The 17883-nt window shown below is 57.2% G+C and carries 19 protein-coding genes; 17 read left to right on the forward strand and 2 right to left on the reverse strand.

The window, feature by feature from the left end; translation table 11 throughout:
* Nucleotides 1-45: 45 nt before the first annotated feature.
* From murF to P8T57_RS04545, 16 genes are all read left to right on the forward strand, one after another.
* Nucleotides 46-1476 (forward strand): UDP-N-acetylmuramoyl-tripeptide--D-alanyl-D-alanine ligase, encoded by a 1431-nt coding sequence (gene murF / locus P8T57_RS04470; protein WP_341364719.1) that lies wholly within the window; start codon nucleotides 46-48, stop codon nucleotides 1474-1476.
* Between the two features lie 24 nt (nucleotides 1477-1500).
* A complete protein-coding gene (gene mraY / locus P8T57_RS04475; RefSeq protein WP_037992165.1) occupies nucleotides 1501-2589 on the forward strand; it encodes a phospho-N-acetylmuramoyl-pentapeptide-transferase in 1089 nt (362 codons plus the stop codon).
* Nucleotides 2590-2606: 17 nt separating this feature from the next.
* Nucleotides 2607-4016 carry a UDP-N-acetylmuramoyl-L-alanine--D-glutamate ligase gene (murD, locus tag P8T57_RS04480; protein WP_341364720.1) on the forward strand — a complete coding sequence of 470 codons (1410 nt, stop codon included), beginning with the start codon at nucleotides 2607-2609 and terminating at the stop codon, nucleotides 4014-4016.
* Nucleotides 4013-5155 (forward strand): putative lipid II flippase FtsW, encoded by a 1143-nt coding sequence (ftsW, locus tag P8T57_RS04485; RefSeq protein ID WP_037992162.1) that lies wholly within the window; start codon nucleotides 4013-4015, stop codon nucleotides 5153-5155. Before murD ends, ftsW begins: the two co-directional genes overlap by 4 nt.
* A gap of 140 nt (nucleotides 5156-5295) precedes the next feature.
* A complete protein-coding gene (locus P8T57_RS04490) occupies nucleotides 5296-5484 on the forward strand; it encodes an antitoxin VbhA family protein (protein ID WP_063093899.1) in 189 nt (62 codons plus the stop codon).
* Nucleotides 5471-6067 carry a Fic family protein gene (locus tag P8T57_RS04495; protein WP_341364721.1) on the forward strand — a complete coding sequence of 199 codons (597 nt, stop codon included), beginning with the start codon at nucleotides 5471-5473 and terminating at the stop codon, nucleotides 6065-6067. Before P8T57_RS04490 ends, P8T57_RS04495 begins: the two co-directional genes overlap by 14 nt.
* A 117-nt stretch (nucleotides 6068-6184) precedes the next feature.
* Nucleotides 6185-6487 carry a metalloregulator ArsR/SmtB family transcription factor gene (locus tag P8T57_RS04500; protein ID WP_037987498.1) on the forward strand — a complete coding sequence of 101 codons (303 nt, stop codon included), beginning with the start codon at nucleotides 6185-6187 and terminating at the stop codon, nucleotides 6485-6487.
* A gap of 61 nt (nucleotides 6488-6548) precedes the next feature.
* A complete protein-coding gene (locus P8T57_RS04505; protein ID WP_341364722.1) occupies nucleotides 6549-6773 on the forward strand; it encodes an alcohol dehydrogenase catalytic domain-containing protein in 225 nt (74 codons plus the stop codon).
* Between the two features lie 195 nt (nucleotides 6774-6968).
* Nucleotides 6969-7526 carry a zinc-binding dehydrogenase gene (locus tag P8T57_RS04510; protein ID WP_341364723.1) on the forward strand — a complete coding sequence of 186 codons (558 nt, stop codon included), beginning with the start codon at nucleotides 6969-6971 and terminating at the stop codon, nucleotides 7524-7526.
* Nucleotides 7527-7844: 318 nt separating this feature from the next.
* Nucleotides 7845-8513: a hypothetical protein gene (locus P8T57_RS04515; RefSeq protein WP_341364724.1), complete on the forward strand. Its 669-nt coding sequence runs from the start codon at nucleotides 7845-7847 to the stop codon at nucleotides 8511-8513.
* Nucleotides 8514-8554: 41 nt separating this feature from the next.
* Nucleotides 8555-9004 carry a GNAT family N-acetyltransferase gene (locus P8T57_RS04520; RefSeq protein ID WP_341364725.1) on the forward strand — a complete coding sequence of 150 codons (450 nt, stop codon included), beginning with the start codon at nucleotides 8555-8557 and terminating at the stop codon, nucleotides 9002-9004.
* Between the two features lie 302 nt (nucleotides 9005-9306).
* Nucleotides 9307-10506 carry an undecaprenyldiphospho-muramoylpentapeptide beta-N-acetylglucosaminyltransferase gene (gene murG, locus P8T57_RS04525; RefSeq protein ID WP_341364726.1) on the forward strand — a complete coding sequence of 400 codons (1200 nt, stop codon included), beginning with the start codon at nucleotides 9307-9309 and terminating at the stop codon, nucleotides 10504-10506.
* 11 nt (nucleotides 10507-10517) lie between these two features.
* A complete protein-coding gene (murC, locus tag P8T57_RS04530) occupies nucleotides 10518-11927 on the forward strand; it encodes a UDP-N-acetylmuramate--L-alanine ligase (protein ID WP_341364727.1) in 1410 nt (469 codons plus the stop codon).
* Nucleotides 11928-11967: 40 nt separating this feature from the next.
* On the forward strand, nucleotides 11968-12912 hold the full coding sequence (gene murB / locus P8T57_RS04535) for a UDP-N-acetylmuramate dehydrogenase (protein ID WP_341364728.1): 945 nt from the start codon (nucleotides 11968-11970) through the stop codon (nucleotides 12910-12912).
* Complete coding sequence (locus P8T57_RS04540) at nucleotides 12909-13823, forward strand: D-alanine--D-alanine ligase (protein WP_341364729.1); 915 nt, start codon at nucleotides 12909-12911, stop codon at nucleotides 13821-13823. The genes murB and P8T57_RS04540 overlap by 4 nt, the downstream gene beginning before the upstream one ends.
* On the forward strand, nucleotides 13811-14680 hold the full coding sequence (locus tag P8T57_RS04545) for a cell division protein FtsQ/DivIB (RefSeq protein ID WP_341364730.1): 870 nt from the start codon (nucleotides 13811-13813) through the stop codon (nucleotides 14678-14680). Before P8T57_RS04540 ends, P8T57_RS04545 begins: the two co-directional genes overlap by 13 nt.
* 118 nt (nucleotides 14681-14798) lie before the next feature.
* Here P8T57_RS04545 and P8T57_RS04550 read toward each other — a convergent pair whose 3' ends face one another.
* Together P8T57_RS04550 and P8T57_RS04555 are read right to left on the reverse strand one after the other, a co-directional pair.
* Entirely contained in the window at nucleotides 14799-15770 is a 972-nt protein-coding gene (locus P8T57_RS04550; protein WP_341364731.1) for a 2-hydroxyacid dehydrogenase, read from the reverse strand.
* 109 nt (nucleotides 15771-15879) lie between these two features.
* Nucleotides 15880-16641, reverse strand: a complete 762-nt coding sequence (locus tag P8T57_RS04555) for a GntR family transcriptional regulator (RefSeq protein ID WP_341364732.1) — start codon at nucleotides 16639-16641, stop codon at nucleotides 15880-15882.
* 172 nt (nucleotides 16642-16813) lie between these two features.
* On the opposite strand from P8T57_RS04555, the gene P8T57_RS04560 reads away from it, so the two are divergent.
* On the forward strand, nucleotides 16814-17839 hold the full coding sequence (locus tag P8T57_RS04560; RefSeq protein WP_341364733.1) for a TRAP transporter substrate-binding protein: 1026 nt from the start codon (nucleotides 16814-16816) through the stop codon (nucleotides 17837-17839).
* Nucleotides 17840-17883: the final 44 nt, after the last annotated feature.

Genomic DNA, 17883 nt, shown 5'->3' on the forward strand with positions numbered 1-17883 from the left:
GACGCAAAAGATCGTGCTGGATGCGGATACGAAAGAAACCCAAAAATGACCAAGGCTGTTTTATGGACGGCAAAAGACGCCGAAAAAGCCACCGGGGGCAAGGCCACCGGCAACTGGCAGGCGTCCGGCGTATCAATTGACAGCCGCAAGGCGGCAAAGGGCGATCTGTTTATCGCACTTTCCGGCCCCAATTTCGATGGTCACAAATTCGCCCAAGCCGCCCTTGATAACGGCTGTGCCGCCGCCATGGTGTCGGATACCAAAACCCTTGGCAATGGCGCACCGGCCCTTGTGGTCGATGATACGCTCGATGCGATGGTCCGCCTTGGCCTTGCCGGGCGCGAACGCAGCACCGCCAAAATCGTCGCGATCACCGGCTCTGTCGGCAAAACCGGCACCAAAGAGGCCCTTAAATACGTTCTGAACGAACAGGGCCAGACCCACGCCAGCCCGGCCAGCTTCAACAACCATTGGGGTGTCCCCATGAGCCTCGCCACCCTGCCGGTGGCGGCCGAATATGGCGTGTTTGAAATCGGCATGAACCATCCCGGCGAAATCAGCCCGCTTGTGAAAATGGTCCGGCCCAAAGTCGCCCTGATCACAACGGTCGTCGGCGCGCATACCGAATTCTTCAAGGACGAGGCCGAAATCGCACAGGCCAAGGCTGAAATCTTCGATGGCCTTGATGCCGACGGCACCGTGATCCTGAACCGCGACAACATGCATTATTTTGCACTCGCACGTCGGGCCAAGGAACTCGGTATTAAAAACATCAAGTGCTTTGGCACCGATGCCATGGCCGATTACCGCCTGTTCGAAGCCAACATTGTCGCCAATGGTTCTGCCGTGCGTGCCCGCATTGGCGGTCGCGATATCGAATATTTCATCGGCTGCCCCGGTGAACACTGGGTCATGAACTCGCTTGCGGTCCTGGCCTGCGTTGATGCAATCGGCGGTGATGTGCTGCGCGCCGCACAGGATCTGGCCGATTTCACCCCGCCTGCCGGGCGCGGTGAAACTCACATTCTGCCGCTGCCCAATGGGACTGATGGCACCTATACCCTGATTGATGATGCCTATAACGCCAATCCGACCTCGATGATGGCGGGTTTAAGCGTGCTGGCGCAAAGCAAACCCGAAGGATCGGGTCGCAAAATCGCGGTTCTGGGCGACATGCGCGAACTGGGCGACGATGCGCAAAAACTGCATGCAGACCTGCATCAGCCGCTGGTTGCCCTTGGCATCGAACGTGTTTATACGGTCGGCCCGTTAATGGCCAACCTGACGGAAACCCTGCCAGCCGACCTTCTTGCTGGCCATTTTGACACCGCCGAAGACGCAATCGACCCGATAAAGGCCGATTTGCAGGCCGGTGACGTGGTTTTGATCAAAGGATCGCTTGGCATTTACGTTTCGAAAATTGTCTCGGCCTTAAAATCACCGGATGGCGCATCTGGCGCCGCATCCAAAAATTAAGACGCAGAAGGAATCCCCGGGGCGATGCTCTATAATCTGCTTTATCCGCTGGCCGACCAGTTTCCGATCTTCAACCTGTTTCGTTACATCACGTTTCGGACCGGCGGGGCGATTATCACATCCCTTATTCTGGCCTTCGTGCTGGGCCCGTCCCTGATCAACTGGCTGCGCTCCAAACAAAGCGAAGGCCAGCCGATCCGCGATGACGGCCCCGAAAGCCACCTTCTGACCAAAAAGGGCACGCCAACCATGGGCGGCCTTTTGCTGTTGCTGTGCACCTCCATCGGCACATTGCTTTGGGCCGATCTGTCCAATGCCTATGTCTGGGCGGTGCTGCTGGTCACCATCGGCTATGGCTTCCTTGGCTTCCTTGATGATTTCCTGAAAGTATCGAAGAAAAACACCAAGGGCCTGCCGGGCAAACTGAAACTGCTGGGGCAATTTTCCATTGCTGCGGCGGCTGCATGGTGGATTTCCACCAACACCGCCGATCCGCTCTCGACCGCACTGGCCTTCCCGTTCTTTAAAAACTACCTGCTTGATCTCGGCTGGTTCTTTGTGCCCTTTGCGATGTTTGTCATGGTCGGCGCGTCCAACTCCGTCAACCTGACCGACGGCCTTGACGGCCTTGCCATCGTGCCCGTCATGATTGCGGCGGCCAGCTTCGCGCTCATCACGTACCTCATCGGCAACATCCAGTTTGCCGAATATCTGCAAGTCCACTATGTCGCCGGATCGGGCGAACTGACCATCTTCCTCGGTGCCCTTGTCGGGGCGGGCCTTGGCTTCCTGTGGTATAACGCCCCACCCGCCATGGTGTTCATGGGCGATACCGGGTCGCTTGCCTTGGGTGGTGCGCTCGGTGCGGTGTCGGTTGTCACCAAACACGAACTGGTTCTTGCCATCATTGGCGGTCTGTTTGTCCTTGAAACCCTGTCGGTGATCATTCAGGTCGGCTCGTTCAAACTGACCGGCAAGCGCGTATTTCGCATGGCGCCGCTGCATCACCATTTCGAAAAAAAGGGCTGGCAGGAACCGACCATCGTCATCCGCTTCTGGATCATTGCCGTCATTCTGGCCCTTGTCGGGCTGGCCACACTTAAACTCCGTTAAGTTAAGGACACCCCGCCTTGATCGACCTGTCACATCTGCGCGGCAAAACCATCGCGGTTCTGGGTCTGGGAAAATCCGGCCTGGCCAGTGTCAAGGCACTGGTCAATGGCGGTGCCATCGTCTGGGCGTGGGATGACAACGCGGAAAGCCGTGGCCAGCTAGAGGCCTTCGGCCTCGCCCCGATCAATCTGGCGGAATGTGACTGGACCGAACCCGATATGCTGGTCATCAGCCCCGGCATCCCGTCCACCTTCCCGACCCCGCATCCGGCGGCTGAAAAGGCCCGCCGTGCGGGCAAGCCGATCATCTGTGATGTCGAACTGCTTTGCACCGCCCTTCCCGATGTGCCCAGCATCGCGATCACCGGCACCAACGGCAAATCGACCACCACCGCACTCACCGCCCATATCCTTACCCATGCCGGGATCAAAACCCAGGCGGGCGGCAATCTCGGCAATCCGGCCCTGGGCTTTGATCCTGCCGGTGCGGACGATTGCTTCGTGCTGGAACTCTCCTCCTATCAGCTCGAACTGCTCCATGACGCCAGTTTCGATGCCTGTGGTTTGCTCAACATCACCCCCGATCATCTGGATCGTCACGGCGGCATGGATGGTTATATCGGGGCCAAACGCCTTGTCTTTGCGCGCAACAAGGGCCCGAAATGGGCGGTGATTTCGGTCGATGATGACCCGTGCGCGCGCATGGCGGTCGAACTCGCCCGCGAAGGCGGCCGTCGCGTGATCGAGGTCTCGGTCCATAAACCCACCCCGCATGGCATTTACGTTGAAAATGGCTGGCTGATCGATGACCTCACGGGCGCACAAACCCGGATCATGGATCTGGTCACGGTTGCCCATATGCCCGGCGTCCATAACTGGCAAAATATCGCGTTTGCCTATGCCCTTTGCCGGGCGCGCGGGGTGGCGGCATCCCAGATCATCGAAGGCATCATGACCTTCCCCGGCCTCGCCCACCGGCAGGAACGGCTGGGCATGGTCGATGGCGTGACCTTTGTGAATGACAGCAAGGCCACCAACGCCGAAGCCACCGCCAAGGCGCTCTCGGCCTATCGCGATATCTACTGGATTTTGGGCGGTAAGCCCAAGGAAGGCGGCATTGACGGCCTTCAGGCGTTCTATCCGCACATCAAAAAGGCCTATCTGATCGGCTCGGCTGCCGATGCCTTTGCCGAAACGCTGGGCGATGACCTGCCCTGGCAGAAATGCGAAACCCTTGATCGCGCCACGGCGGCGGCCTTCCTTGATGCCAAGGACGCCATCCAATCGCGTGCGGTCGATATGCCGGTCGTGCTGCTCTCGCCGGCTTGCGCATCCTTTGATCAATTCAAAAGTTTCGAAGCCCGCGGCGATGCCTTCCGCGATCTGTTTAACGCACTGGCTAATACCGCCGGGCAGGAGAAACCATGAAATCCCTGTTTGGCAACAGCAACAGCAACATCGCCTTTTCGCGTGCCGATACCTCGGTACTTGGCATCTGGTGGTGGACGATTGATCGCTGGATGCTCGCCGCTGTCATCCTTCTGATGGGGATTGGCGCCCTGCTCGTCATGTCGGCAAGCCCGCCGGTGGCGGACCGCATCAATGTCGACAGCTTCCATTTCGTGCGTCGCCAGTTCGTGTTTCTCGGTCTGGCCGCGATCTGCGCCTTTGGCATTTCGCTGCTCTCGATCAAATGGGTGCGGCGTCTGGCCTCGATCATGTTTCTGGGCGTCATCTGCCTTCTGATCATCACCCCCTTTGTCGGGTCCGAGATCAAGGGGGCGGTGCGCTGGATTCATCTGGCCGGGATCACCCTGCAACCCTCCGAATTCCTCAAACCGGCCTTTGCCGTCGTCATTGCATGGATGCTCTCCGAAGGCCGGCTTAACCCGAACTTCCCCGGCTATATCGTCTCCTGCATGCTGCTTGCGACCTGCATCATCTTACTCATGATCCAGCCCGACTTTGGCCAGACCGTCGTCGTCACCGCCATCTGGTCAACCCAGATTTTCCTCGCGGGCCTTCCGATGGTGCTGGTCTTTGGCCTTGGCATGGGCGTGGTCGGGCTTGCGGTCGGGGCCTATCTGATCCTGCCGCACGTGCAGTCGCGTGTTGATCGCTTCCTTGATCCGGCATCGGGCGATAACTATCAGATCGACCGCTCGATGGAGGCCTTCATGAATGGCGGCCTGATGGGTCAGGGCCCCGGCGAGGGTTCGGTAAAAAACTTCCTGCCCGACGCCCATTCCGACTTCATCTTTGCCGTCGCGGGCGAGGAATTCGGCCTTCTGTTCTGCGTTCTCGTGGTCGGCGTCTTCAGCTTCGTCATCATGCGCGGCCTCTCGCGCCTGATGGGCGAACGCAACCTGTTTGTCGTGCTGGCCGTGACCGGCATTCTGGTCCAGTTCGGCCTGCAGGCGGTAATCAACATGGCCTCCACCCTGCAACTCGTCCCGCCAAAGGGCATGACCCTGCCGTTTATCTCATACGGCGGCTCCGCCACCGTCGGCATCGCAATCGGCATGGGCTTCGTTCTGGCCCTGACCCGCAAACGCCCGGGCGAATAGAACAGCGATCAGGCATCACGAACATCGCGGATTCTGACCGCCTCCTAGGGCATTGATCAAGGTCAGGACCTATTGCTGTTCAAATCTGATGATTTCAGCTATAATTGCCTCATCCAAAGTTAACCTTAAGGTGTTCTGGAATGACAACTAAAGAGCAACTTTTTGACCGGCAGCGTCACGTAGCCAACGCCGTGGCAAGTCAGCGTCTGGAAGGGCTGAAAGTTGACCCCACCACCCTCGCTGATTTGCAGCGCTATTCTGATGGGTTACTCGATATTGAAAACGTACTGGCTCGCCTGAAAGACCGTATTGCGAGTGGAAAAGTATAGTTCAAACGACGATTATCTGGACGCTAAAACGGGCGTAATGAAGAACAAGCTAGGCTTTGACAATCAAGCCGAGCTTGAGGCGTTTGAAGGGGGCCTTGTTGCAGTTCGCACATCGCAACTTGCTGAGATCCCTCTGGAAAATCGCGATAAAACCTTCGATCTTCCTCATATGCAACGCATACACAAACACTTGTTTGGCGATATATACGAATGGGCCGGTGATCTGCGCACAGTCGATATATCCAAAGGCGCCACGCGCTTTGCCAACTGGATGTATATTGAAAAAGAAGCAGAAAAACTCTCTATACAACTCGCCCGTGAGAACTTCCTTCAAGGACTGGACCGAAAAGAGTTTGCAGAACGGGCAGGATATTACCTCGGAGAATGGAATGTCCTTCACCCCTTTCGCGAGGGGAATGGCCGGACATTACGTGAATTCATCGGGCAACTCGCCGGTCAGGCCGGTTATTTCATTAACTGGACGAAAACCAGCCAGGAACAGATGATAAAAGCTTCAATCGAGGCGTATCATGGTCAAAGCGAACGGATGGCGCAGATCATACTGGATAATCTGCAAGATTAGCTCTCTGAAATTCCTTAAAACCACTCCATGACCCAACACTCACCCTCGCAGCCACGCATACCTGCCCGGCTCATTCCGCATATTGATATATCGGAAAATCCCGATATATTTCGCGTCATGGAAATGCTCGAAATATTCAAAGCCCTCTCGAACCGGACCCGCCTTGAAATCCTCAAAGGCCTGAAAGAGCCTGCGAAGAACTTCCCTCCGCAGGATGAAGGCGACGTCAATACGGTTGGAGTTTGCGTCAGCAGTATTCAGGAAGGTGTCGGCCTGTCGCAATCGACGGTGTCCGATTACCTTGCGACGCTGCAACGGGTGGGTCTGGTGGAAGTCAGGCGCATCGGGCAGTGGACATACTACAAGCGGAACGAAGCAACCATCCGCGCACTTGCCGATGCCATCGGAAAAGAACTGTAGTTTTTTGTCCTAATATATCGAGAAATTGCGATATCCCTTTTTGCCGAAATAAGGCAGTAAAATGAAAGTCCAGACAATGAAAGCTCAAATACTCAAATCCTTTGGCGGCCCGGAAGCCTTTGAACTTCAGGACGTCGCCAAACCCGTCCCGCAGGCCGGACAGGTCCTTGTCCGTGTCCACGCAACCTCCATCAACCCGCTGGATTATCAGGTCCGGCGCGGCGACTATCCCGATTACGTACCCCTGCCCGCCATTACCGGGCATGACGTTTCCGGCGTCGTCTAAAGTGTCGGCCCCGGCGTCACCAGCTTCGTTCCCGGCGATGAAGTCTGGTACACCCCGCAGATTTTTGACGGGAACGGAAGCTACGCCGAATACCATGTCGCATCTGAAAAAATTATCGGCAAAAAACCGGCCTCGCTCAGCCACCTTGAAGCCGCCAGCCTGACGCTGGTCGGCGGCACAGCGTGGGAGGCACTGGTGGTGCGTGCGGGCCTTCGGGTCGGTGAAAGCATCCTGATCCACGGCGGTGCCGGCGGTGTCGGCCATGTGGCGATCCAGGTCGCGAAAGCCATAGGTGCCAAGGTCTTCACCACCGTGCGCGAAGATAACTTCGAATTCGCCCAAAGCCTCGGTGCGGACGTCACCATCGACTACACAAAGGAGGATTATGTCGATGCCATCCTGCGCGAAACCGATGGCAACGGTGTGGATGTCATCTTTGACACCATCGGCGGCAATACCCTTGCCAAAAGTGCCGATGCACTGGCCCAGCTTGGCCGTGTCGTTTCGATTGTCGATATCGCACAGCCGCAGAACCTGATCGAAGCCTGGGGCAAAAACGCCAGCTACCACTTCGTGTTCACCCGCCAGAACCGTGGCAAACTTGACGAGTTAAGCACCCTGATCGAACGCGGCCAGCTCCGCCCCCATGTCGGTGCCGTCTATTCACTGGCCGACATCCCGCTTGCCCACGCCCGGCTGGAAAACCCCGATAACGGTGTCCGTGGAAAAATCGCGATCAAGGTCGCCCCATAACCCGGCAACAAGCCAACCACAACCTAACAACACCCCGACAACGCCGCACCTTTTGGTGCGGCGTTGTGCTTTCCAAACAGGCGTTTTGGAAAAAGCATTCTGTTTGCAACCAGATACAAGCCATGACATCATGACCACAGCTAAAGAGTGCAATAACCTCTTGTCAGGCCAAAGAAAAAGCCCACCGCAAGGGTGAGCTTTTTCAATTTCTTTGGACAATGAGGGAAGGCTTACGCCCGCGAACCCCAAAGCCTTAATGTATGCATTATGTATACATTTTCTTTCATGATGTCAACAAAAACGGGGAAATCTTGGTCTATGCCGCATCAGTTTACCCCGCAAGAAATCGCTGATCTTGAAGCCGTTCTCTCCGCCCCGCGATTTGCGACATATCTTCGCGAAACAGATGGTGATCGCCACAGGGCGATGGAACTGTATTGCTGGAATACCAATGTCTCATCCGCATTCTATGTGCTTCTGCAATTTTGCGAACTCGCTGTCCGCAACGCCGCCGTCGAAGCGATTGAAAAGGAATTTGGCGAAAACTGGCACCTCAATCGCGGCTTTGCCTATAGCCTGAAAAACCCGACAAAACGCAACGTATATAATCCGCGAAACGATCTGACAAACTGCGCCAAACGACTGCCCACCGCCGGAAAGGTTGTTGCCGAACTCAAATTTGCCTTCTGGCAACACCTCTTTGTCACAGCCCACGACCCGCGCCTATGGGACCTGCATTTTGCCGATGTGTTTCCGGGTTATGACACAACACTCACCATCGCCCAGGCACGCGCACAAATTTATCAGGACCTTGATGTGCTACGACGCCTGCGTAACCGCATCGCCCATCACGAACCGATATTTGCACGAGATCTTGACGATGATCAGGACCGTGCCCAGCGCCTCATATCATGGCGACGCCCGCGAACCGCCACTTGGCTTGACACCTTCGAAACCGTAACATCCACGTTACGCTCAAGGCCCTGATACGCACATAATTGCGCAAAGCCCCAACCCAAGGCCCCACCATGATCGATATCCAGCACGCTAAACCCCGCCACCGCACCGGATGGGAACGCCTCTGGCGGCAAAACATCATCCAGTTCGGCGCACCCGACATGCCTGACGACGTGATTGATGGCCTGTGGCAGCGCATCCTTGATCCCGATCACCCGATGCAGGCCTGGCTGGCTCTGGATGATGACCAATCCGTCATCGGACTGGCCCACCTCATCATTCATCCGCACACCTTCACGCTGCGCAATGTCGCCTATCTCGAAGATTTCTGGGTATCACCCGATCACCGAAGCCGCGGCATCGGCGGCCTGATGATGGATGCCCTGCAAGAACAGGCAAAACAAAACAACTGGCTCCGCCTCTACTGGCTCACCGCCCGCGACAACCACGGTGCCCAGCGCCTTTATGACCGGTTGGCAAAACGGGTTGATTCGGTGCTGTATAAGATTGATGTGGCTTAAAATTCTGCTCCTTCGGCGCGACCGGCCAAAACTGGATTCCCGCCTGCGCGGGAATGACGAATTTGGGGACCACTCCCCCGAACAAAAACCACCGTCACTCCCGCGAAGGCGGGAGTCCATCGCGCCACAGGCTCGGTCTCGCCTTCCCCGTCAACCGCGCCGCACATCCCAAATCCTCAAAACCCACCAATCCACCCTCAAAAAAACGACAAAATCCTCCCTTACAAACACCCGCGCTTGAAGGGATGTTAACCTTTCTCGGGTTCTGATAGGGGCAAACCGTCGTTGCATATGTGGATCTGATGACCGACATCCAGAATATTGAAGTTTCCCCGATGGAACACCCGTTGGCAGGACAGGTGATCGCCCTGACATCGGGCGGCACCGGCGGCCATATGTTTCCGGCGGTTGCACTGGCGCGCGCCCTTGTTAGGCGCGGAGCCCACGTGCTGTTTTTCACCGATGCCCGCGCTTCGCGCTATACCGAGGGGGTCGAGGGGGTTGAAACCATCATCCTGCCGGCGGGCGGCATTGCCGGAAAGGGCCTTAAGGGCCGCATTACCGGTGCCCTTCGCCTTGGTCTTGGCACGATGAAGGCACGCGCGCTTCTGAAAAAAGCCCGTCCCGCTGCCGTCATCGGCTTTGGCGGTTATGCCTCGATCCCGGCAACGCTTTCGGCCAAATGGCTTGGCATTCCCTTTGCCATTCATGAACAGAACGCGGTTCTGGGTCGGGCCAACCGGATGGTTGCGGGGGCCGCCCATCGCATCGCGACGTCCTTTCCGACGGTCAAACTGATCGCGCCCAATGACGCGGCCAAGGTCATCTGGACCGGCAACCCGATCCGCCACGAAGTCGCCGCCCTCGCCAGCACCGAATATGACGCCCCGACATCCGAGGGCCCCGTCCGCCTGCTGATTACCGGCGGGTCGCAGGGCGCGCGTGTTCTGTCCGAAATCCTGCCCGCCGCCTTGGTCGCCCTGCCACGTGATTTGCGCAACCGTCTGATCGTGACCCAGCAGGCGCGATCTGAGGACCTTGAAGCCGTGCGCAAAACCTATGAGGGTTCCGGCATTGATGTGACCCTGGCGTCCTTCATTGACGATATCCCCGAACGTCTGCGCGACTGTCATCTGGTGATTGCGCGCTCCGGTGCCTCGACCGTCGCCGAACTTACCGCAGCCGGTCGTCCGGCCCTTCTGGTGCCGCTGCCCAGTGCCATTGACGATCACCAGCGTTTCAACGCCCAGCAGGTCGAAGAAGCAGGCGGCGCGTGGCTGTTGCCACAGGACCGGTTTACAACAGAGATTTTAAGCGAACGTTTGACCAAACTTCTGCAAAACCCGGCGGCACTCACCCGTGCGGCCAAGGCTGCCAAGGCAACCGGTCGCCCCAATGCCGCCGAACGGCTGGCCGACATGGTGCTGGATCTGCTGGGGCTGAACCCGGCCGGTAGCCCCGATCACGATAACATGACACAGAAAGACCCCCAGAAGGTATGAGGAGACACTCCATGAACACCCTGCCGCTCAACATCGGCACCATCCATTTTGTCGGTATTGGTGGCATCGGCATGTCCGGCATTGCCGAAATCCTGCACAACCTTGGTTACACGGTGCAGGGATCGGATATTTCCGACAATGCCAATGTGCAGCGCCTGCGCGATCTGGGGATCAGGGTTTTCGTCGGCCATCAGGCCGCCAATGTCGAAGACGCCAAGGTGGTGGTGATTTCAACCGCCGTGAAGCCTGATAACCCCGAAGTCGTCGCCGCACGCGCCGATATGATCCCGGTTGTCCGCCGGTCCGAAATGCTGGCCGAACTGATGCGGCTTAAGGCCGCGATTGCGGTTGGCGGCACGCATGGCAAAACCACCACGACCTCGCTGGTTGCCACCATGCTTGATGCCGCCGGGCTTGATCCGACCGTGATCAATGGCGGCATCATCAATTCATATGGCACCAATGCGCGTCTTGGCGATGGTGACTGGATGGTGGTCGAGGCCGATGAGTCTGATGGCACGTTCGTCAAGGTCCCCTCGACCATTTCGGTCGTGACCAATATTGACCCGGAACATCTTGATCACTGGAAAAACTTTGATCAGCTGCGCGAGGCCTTCAAGAATTTCGTTCAGAACATCCCGTTCTATGGCTTTGCGGTTCTGTGCATCGACCATCCCGAAGTCCAGGCCCTGATCGGCAAGGTCACGGATCGTCGCATCTTCACCTTTGGCTTCTCCCCACAAGCCGATGTCCGTGCGGTCAATGTCCGCACCGAAATCGGCCAAAGCACCTTTGACGTCGTCATTCGCGAACGGGTCGATAGCGAGGAACGGGTTATCAAGGATGTCCGCCTGCCGATGGTCGGCGATCATAACGTGTCAAACTCGCTGGCCGCGATCACGGTGGCACTCGAACTTGGCATTCCTGACGATAAAATCGTCTCCGCCTTTGACGGTTTCACCGGGGTCAAACGACGCTTTACCAAAACCGGCGAGGTCGATGGTGTCACCATCATCGATGATTACGGTCACCACCCGGTCGAAATCAGGGCGGTGCTGAAGGCCGCCCGCAAGGCAACCGAAAACAACGTGATCGCCGTGGTTCAGCCGCACCGCTATTCGCGCCTGCATGACCTGTTCGAGGAATTCTGCACCTGCTTTAACGACGCCGACAGCGTGATCGTCGCCGATGTTTACGAAGCCGGCGAAAGCCCGATTGAGGGTGCGAACCGCGACGCGCTGGTCGAAGGGCTTCGCAATCGCGGCCATCGCCATGTTGCCGCCCTTGACGGGCCCGAAGCCCTGGCAAGCATGATCGCCAAAGAAGCCAAACCGGGCGATCTGGTCGTCTGTCTGGGTGCCGGATCGATCAGCGCATGGGCCAACGCCCTGCCCGCCCAGCTTGAAGCGCTTAAGAACTGAGACTGAAACCGAAACCTGAAACGGATTTGACGAGTTTGTCATGAGCACGCCGGGACATCACACACCGCTTATTGATCACCTGCCAAAGGTGCGCGGCAAGCTGCGCGAAGGCGCACAATTGTCCAAGGTCACCTGGTTTCAGGTCGGCGGCCCGGCCGATGTGATGTTCCGCCCGGCTGATGAAATGGATCTGGCCGATTTCATCAAAAACCGCCCGGCCGAAATTCCGATCACCGTGATCGGGGTCGGATCAAACCTTCTGGTCCGTGATGGCGGCATTCGTGGTGTGGTCATCCGCCTTGGTCGGCCCTTTACCGATGCCATCATCAAGGACGGCGAAATTCATGCCGGGGCCGGTGCGCTTGATCTCAACGTTGCGCAAATGGCGCGCGATGCCGGGATTGCTGGGCTGGAATTCCTGTCGGGCATTCCGGGCACGATTGGCGGTGCGCTTCGCATGAATGCCGGGGCCTATGGTGCGGAAATCAAGGATGTGCTGGTCAGCGCCAACGCGATTGACGGCAATGGCGATCTTCATACCGTCACCGCCAAGGCGATGGATATGACCTACCGCCACTGCGGCCTTCCCGAAGACTGGATTTTCACATCCGCCATCCTGCGTGGCAAGCCGGGCGACCCGGCCGAGATCACCAAGCGCATGGATGAAATCCACGAAGCCCGTGCGGGATCACAGCCGATCAAATCGCGCACCGGCGGATCGACCTTCGCCAATCCCCTGCCGGATCGCGCATGGGAAGTCATTGATGCCGCCGGGTGCCGGGGGCTGACGATTGGCGGGGCGCAGATGTCGCCGCAACACTGCAATTTCATGATCAATCTGGGCACTGCCACCGCCTTTGATCTCGAAGAACTCGGCGAAACCGTGCGCGAGCGCGTGAAAAAACATTGTGGCGTTGACCTGCGCTGGGAAATCCGGCGCATCGGCGACCGACTGGGACACTCGATCATAGGAAAAGACGCATGAGCAAGCATGTCGCCGTCATTTATGGCGGCTGGTCCGCAGAACGCGAAGTTTCCCTGTCCTCGGGCACGGAATGCATCAAGGCGCTGCGTGAAAAGGGCTACCGCGTCACCGAAATTGATGCCGGTCGCGATCTGGCCGCGCAGCTTGCCGCGATTGATCCCAAACCCGATGTCGTGTTCAACGCCCTGCATGGCCGCTGGGGCGAGGATGGCTGCGTGCAAGGGTTACTTGAAATCATGGGCATTCCCTATACCCATTCGGGCGTGCGCGCATCTTCCATCGCCATGGATAAAATGTCGGCCAAGGCGATGTTCATGGAATATGACATCCCCTGCGCCCGCCATGTCTGGGTCTCGCGCGATGAAATCGCTGCGGGTAATGCCCTGCCCCCACCCTATGTCCTCAAACCCAATAACGAGGGGTCCTCCGTCGGGGTGGAAATCATCCTCACGCCTGAGGAAGAACAGAACATGCTGGCGCGCGAATGGATGCATGGCGATGGCGTGATGCAGGAAGAATTCATTCCCGGCCGCGAAATGACCGTGGCGGTCAAGGATGGCAAGGCGATGGAAATCATCGAAATCATGACCGGCAATCATGCCTTTTATGATTTTGAGTCAAAATATGTCGCCGGCGGCTCCGAACATATCATCCCCGCCGATATCCAAAGCGACCTTCGCGCCAAAATTCAGGATTGCGCCGAAAGGGCCTATCGTGCGCTCGGCTGTCGCGGGATTGCACGTGCCGATTTCCGCTATGACCCGGCCCAAGACCGCGTTGCGATCCTTGAAATCAATACCCAGCCCGGCATGACGCCAACATCGCTTGTCCCCGATGCCGCCCGTCATGACGGTCTAAGCTTCGCCGACATTGTCGCCTGGATGGTCGAGGACGCCTCATGCGAGCGTTAGGAACCCTCGAAGAACAGGCCCGCGAACGCCGCGAGAAGCTTCAACAGCAGCACGGCGTTGGTGCCAACCTGAAAAAACTGGTGCGTGTTTTCTGGTGGTCGAGCCTCACGGCCCTGCTGATCGCCGGGCCCTTTGCGCTATGGTATACCGGCAAGGCCGAAAAATGGTATGCGGTCGCCGAGGTCGAGGCGATCCGCCTTTCCGCCGAATTTGGCATGACGGTGAAAAACATCGAAGTCCGCGGTCGCGAAAAAACCGACCCCGAGGCCCTTCTGGCCGCCATCGGCCAGAAGCCCGGCACCCCGATTGTCACCTTTGATGTCGATGCCGCGCGCGAACGCATCGAACAGCTTTCCTGGGTCCGCAATGCGATTGTCGAACGCCGCCTGCCCAACACCCTGATCGTCTCGATCACCGAACGCCAGCCGGTCGCCCTGTGGCAGACCGATACCGGCCATGTCGTGATTGATGCCGACGGGGCGCAGCTTCAGAATTATGAACTGGGTGATTATCTGGATCTGCCCGTCGTGGTGGGCGCGGATGCCCCCGAACATGCCAGCGAAATGCTCACCACGCTTAAATCCATCCCGCGCCTGTTTGACATGGTCAGCGGCGCACAGCGCATCGGCAACCGCCGCTGGAACATCCAGCTTGCCAACGGCATGTTCATCCGCCTGCCCGAGGACAACATCGACAAGGCCTGGGCGCGCCTCGATCAGCTTGATCAGGAACACCACATCCTGTCACGCGACGTGCTGATCGTCGATCTGCGCCTGCCTGATCGCACCTTCGTGCGCCTGACCCCCGGTGCCGCCGAACAACGCCGCAACCCGCCAAAAAAAGGTAACGCGGCCTAGGGCCGCGCACCGTTTTCTCTAACAAAAGACCCGGAGCAAAAGGGCGGCTTCTGCTCCGGGGATAGCCGGTCGGTCGAAAATCAACCGTCCGGCCGGTGGGCGATGCGGTCAAACGACCTTATTTTGCAATCCGATTGACTGGTGCCAATCCCTGACCGATACGGTTGACGTTATCTGCCATGACATTTCTGCGCCGCTCAATCGTGCCATGCGTCCAGCCCGACATGTGCGGCGTCATTGTAATGTTGCCGAGCTCATGAAACGGCAGGCGCGAGGGATAGGTCACCGCGTCCGGTCCGCTCGGATACTGGTACCATGTATCAATAAAGGCATGTGCGATCAGGCCGTCTTTTAACGCCCCAAACAGTGCCTCTTCATCAACCACACCGCCACGGCCGACATTCATGAAAACCGCAGTCGGCTTCATGCTGGCAAACGCCTTGTGATCAACAAGGCCGGTCGTGTTGGCCGCCAGCGGCAGCGTATTCACGACCACATCCACATGCGCCAGCATTTCCCTGAAATCATCAATCGCATGAAACGCATCGATCTGGCTCTGGTCCTCGGGGCAGGAACGGTTGGCAACATGCACCCTCATGCCAAACGCCTTGGCGCGTTGGGCAATCGCCTTTCCGATATGCCCGTAACCGAGAATACCGATTGTGGTATTGCCAAGCTCCGTTCTCATGCCAGACGGGCCCCCCGCCCAGTATTTCCAATCGCCTTTGCGCAAACGCGCATCGGCATCGCCAAGCGGAACATGACGCGACAGCAACGCACACATCGCATATTCCGCAATCGCGATCTCATGCCCGAAACAATTGCAAAGATCGGCATCCACCGGCAGGTCCGAAACTCGGATGCCGTCATAGCCCGCACCCGGCACCTGATAAAGCTTCAGGTTACGCGGCGTTGGAAAACTGTCATCAAACCTGATGCCGATAATGACATCTGCCGTGGCATAGGCTTCGCGATCCGCCTCACTGCCAAGATGATCGGGCAACAGGACAAGCTCATGCGCCGCATCAAGCAATTCGGCAAAACCGGGATGAAAAGTCGAGGCATTCGCCCCATGGAACACGACCTTCACGAAATCCTCCCACATATGGTTATTATTTTTTCGCCTTGATATTTTCTGATATTTCACAAAATTTCAACAGGAAAATCACAAAATCCTATTGGCCCTTCGGCCCCTTATCTCAAAATGGGTCAAAGTCCTGCGTCACGTCAAAAATGCTCGGCGCGATACTGCTTTCAAGAACCGGGAACATCGCATCCACAAACTCGATCAGCTTGTCCGACGCAACCAGTGCCGCATCCTTTTTGCCCTCGACAACCGCATTCAGAACATCCAGATGGCTGTCGATGGTCACATCAAGGGATACCCCATCAACCGTCTGCGTATGATAAATCCATCCCAGACGGCGGAAAATCGTATGCAAGGGACGCAACGTATATTCAAGAAACGGCTCGCCGCAGGCCGCCAGCATCATCTGATCAATCCGGCGGTCAAATTCGTTGAACTCGACAATCGTCATCTTGTCGCGATGCGTGGTCAAAAGCCCGATCAGATGGCGCATCTGACTTCTGTGCGACGTACTCGCCCGCGCACTCGCCAGCGACACGACAAACCTTTCCATATCGCGGCGCAACCGCAACAGCAAATGGGTGCGTGTCAGGTCAATCGGCGCAATCTGGATGCCCTGGCGGGGCTGAATGATCATAAGGGTATCGGCTGACAGGCGCGTGACCGCCTGATGAACCGGCGTGCGGCTGATACCGGTTGCGGTTTGCAAATCTTGTATGCGCAGATAACTGCCCGGCTTCAATTCACAGGTCACGATAAGTTCTTCAAGCTTGTTATAGGCAAGCTCGTTCAGGTTTTTGCCCCCGCCCGATCCTGTTTTTCCCGGTTCGGAAGAATCGCCCGAAATGGCCTTATCTTTCTGTTTCGACGCCATTATCTCTCTCTGTAATTTCATAAAAAGTCACAATATATTTGTTTTTATTCAATACCATATATACACATTCCCATGGATGGAAAAGTAAAACCTGTTGAAGTTCCCGCTTGATACATGCTACTGATGTTTCGTGAAATATCACAACATGTCACATAAGGGAGGAACCAACGACATGAAAAAACTAACAAAAACATTAACCGCCTTGGCCGCCACCGGCTTTCTGACTTTCACTACCTCACAGGCCTTCGCGGCCGACCCGACCCCGCTGCAATTCCAGACCCATCACAATGCCTCCTCATTGCAGGGCAAGGCCCTGTTGCGGTTTGCCGACCTTGTCAAAGAATATTCCGATGGCACGGTGCAGATCGAAATGCACACCAGCTCGTCGGTCGTCAATTCGAACGAAGCCTTCGAAGCATCCAGCATGGGCATCATTGACGGTGACGCAACCGGTGCGGGCTATATCACCGGCAAAAACCCTGCCTTCCAGTTCTATGGCGACATCATGGGCGGCTACAGCACCCCGGAACAGCTTCTTGGCTGGTACAAGGATGGCGGTCTCGACCTCGCAAACGAGCTGTATCACAAATTCAACATGCATCTTGTCGGTGTGTTCATCGCAACCCCCGAGTCATTAAGCTCAACCACCCCGCTTGCCGGGATCAATGATCTTAAGGGCTGGAAATTCCGCTCGCCTCCGGGCATGGAATCCGAAATTTTCCAGAAACTTGGCGCAGGCCCGGTTGTGATGCCGTTTGGCGAAGTGTTCACCGCCATGTCCACCGGCACGGTTTCGGGGGCCGATGCCTCCACCCTCGCCGTGAACAAGAAACTCGGCCTCTATGACATCGCCAAATACGCGACCTATCCGGGCTTCCATTCCATGCCAATCGAACATATCGCGATCAATCTGGAAAAATGGAATGCGCTGAACGATGCCCAGCAAAAGGCCATGCAGGACGCCATTGCAACGATTGCCCCGGAAGTCATCGCAGAATCAAACAAGCTTGATCAGGAAGCCGCCAAGGAACTGACCGAGGCCGGCGTCACCCTTGAAGACTGGAGCAACGAAGACCGTCTGGCATTCCGCAAGGCAGCACAGGACGTGTGGGCCGACTGGGCAACGCGCAGCCCCGAAGCCAAAGCAGCCTATGACGCACATATCGCCTACATGAAGAAAAACGGCATCCTCGACTAACCAGCAAGTCCGTCATTCTGATCCTCGGGGGTTTCCCCCCGGGG

Origin of the sequence: Thalassospira sp. SN3W, from assembly GCF_038070535.1 — a bacterium.
Classification (GTDB): Bacteria; Pseudomonadota; Alphaproteobacteria; order Rhodospirillales; family Thalassospiraceae; genus Thalassospira; species Thalassospira xiamenensis.

Coding starts and splice junctions, on each gene's coding strand:
- murF (WP_341364719.1), top strand. CDS start 46: ATGACCAAGGCTGTTTTATGGACGGCAAAAGACGCCGAAAAAGCCACC.
- mraY (WP_037992165.1), top strand. CDS start 1,501: ATGCTCTATAATCTGCTTTATCCGCTGGCCGACCAGTTTCCGATCTTC.
- ftsW (WP_037992162.1), top strand. CDS start 4,013: ATGAAATCCCTGTTTGGCAACAGCAACAGCAACATCGCCTTTTCGCGT.
- P8T57_RS04490 (WP_063093899.1), top strand. CDS start 5,296: ATGACAACTAAAGAGCAACTTTTTGACCGGCAGCGTCACGTAGCCAAC.
- P8T57_RS04500 (WP_037987498.1), top strand. CDS start 6,185: ATGGAAATGCTCGAAATATTCAAAGCCCTCTCGAACCGGACCCGCCTT.
- P8T57_RS04505 (WP_341364722.1), top strand. CDS start 6,549: ATGAAAGTCCAGACAATGAAAGCTCAAATACTCAAATCCTTTGGCGGC.
- P8T57_RS04515 (WP_341364724.1), top strand. CDS start 7,845: ATGCCGCATCAGTTTACCCCGCAAGAAATCGCTGATCTTGAAGCCGTT.
- P8T57_RS04520 (WP_341364725.1), top strand. CDS start 8,555: ATGATCGATATCCAGCACGCTAAACCCCGCCACCGCACCGGATGGGAA.
- murG (WP_341364726.1), top strand. CDS start 9,307: ATGACCGACATCCAGAATATTGAAGTTTCCCCGATGGAACACCCGTTG.
- murC (WP_341364727.1), top strand. CDS start 10,518: ATGAACACCCTGCCGCTCAACATCGGCACCATCCATTTTGTCGGTATT.
- murB (WP_341364728.1), top strand. CDS start 11,968: ATGAGCACGCCGGGACATCACACACCGCTTATTGATCACCTGCCAAAG.
- P8T57_RS04540 (WP_341364729.1), top strand. CDS start 12,909: ATGAGCAAGCATGTCGCCGTCATTTATGGCGGCTGGTCCGCAGAACGC.
- P8T57_RS04545 (WP_341364730.1), top strand. CDS start 13,811: ATGCGAGCGTTAGGAACCCTCGAAGAACAGGCCCGCGAACGCCGCGAG.
- P8T57_RS04555 (WP_341364732.1), bottom strand. CDS start 16,641: ATGGCGTCGAAACAGAAAGATAAGGCCATTTCGGGCGATTCTTCCGAA.
- P8T57_RS04560 (WP_341364733.1), top strand. CDS start 16,814: ATGAAAAAACTAACAAAAACATTAACCGCCTTGGCCGCCACCGGCTTT.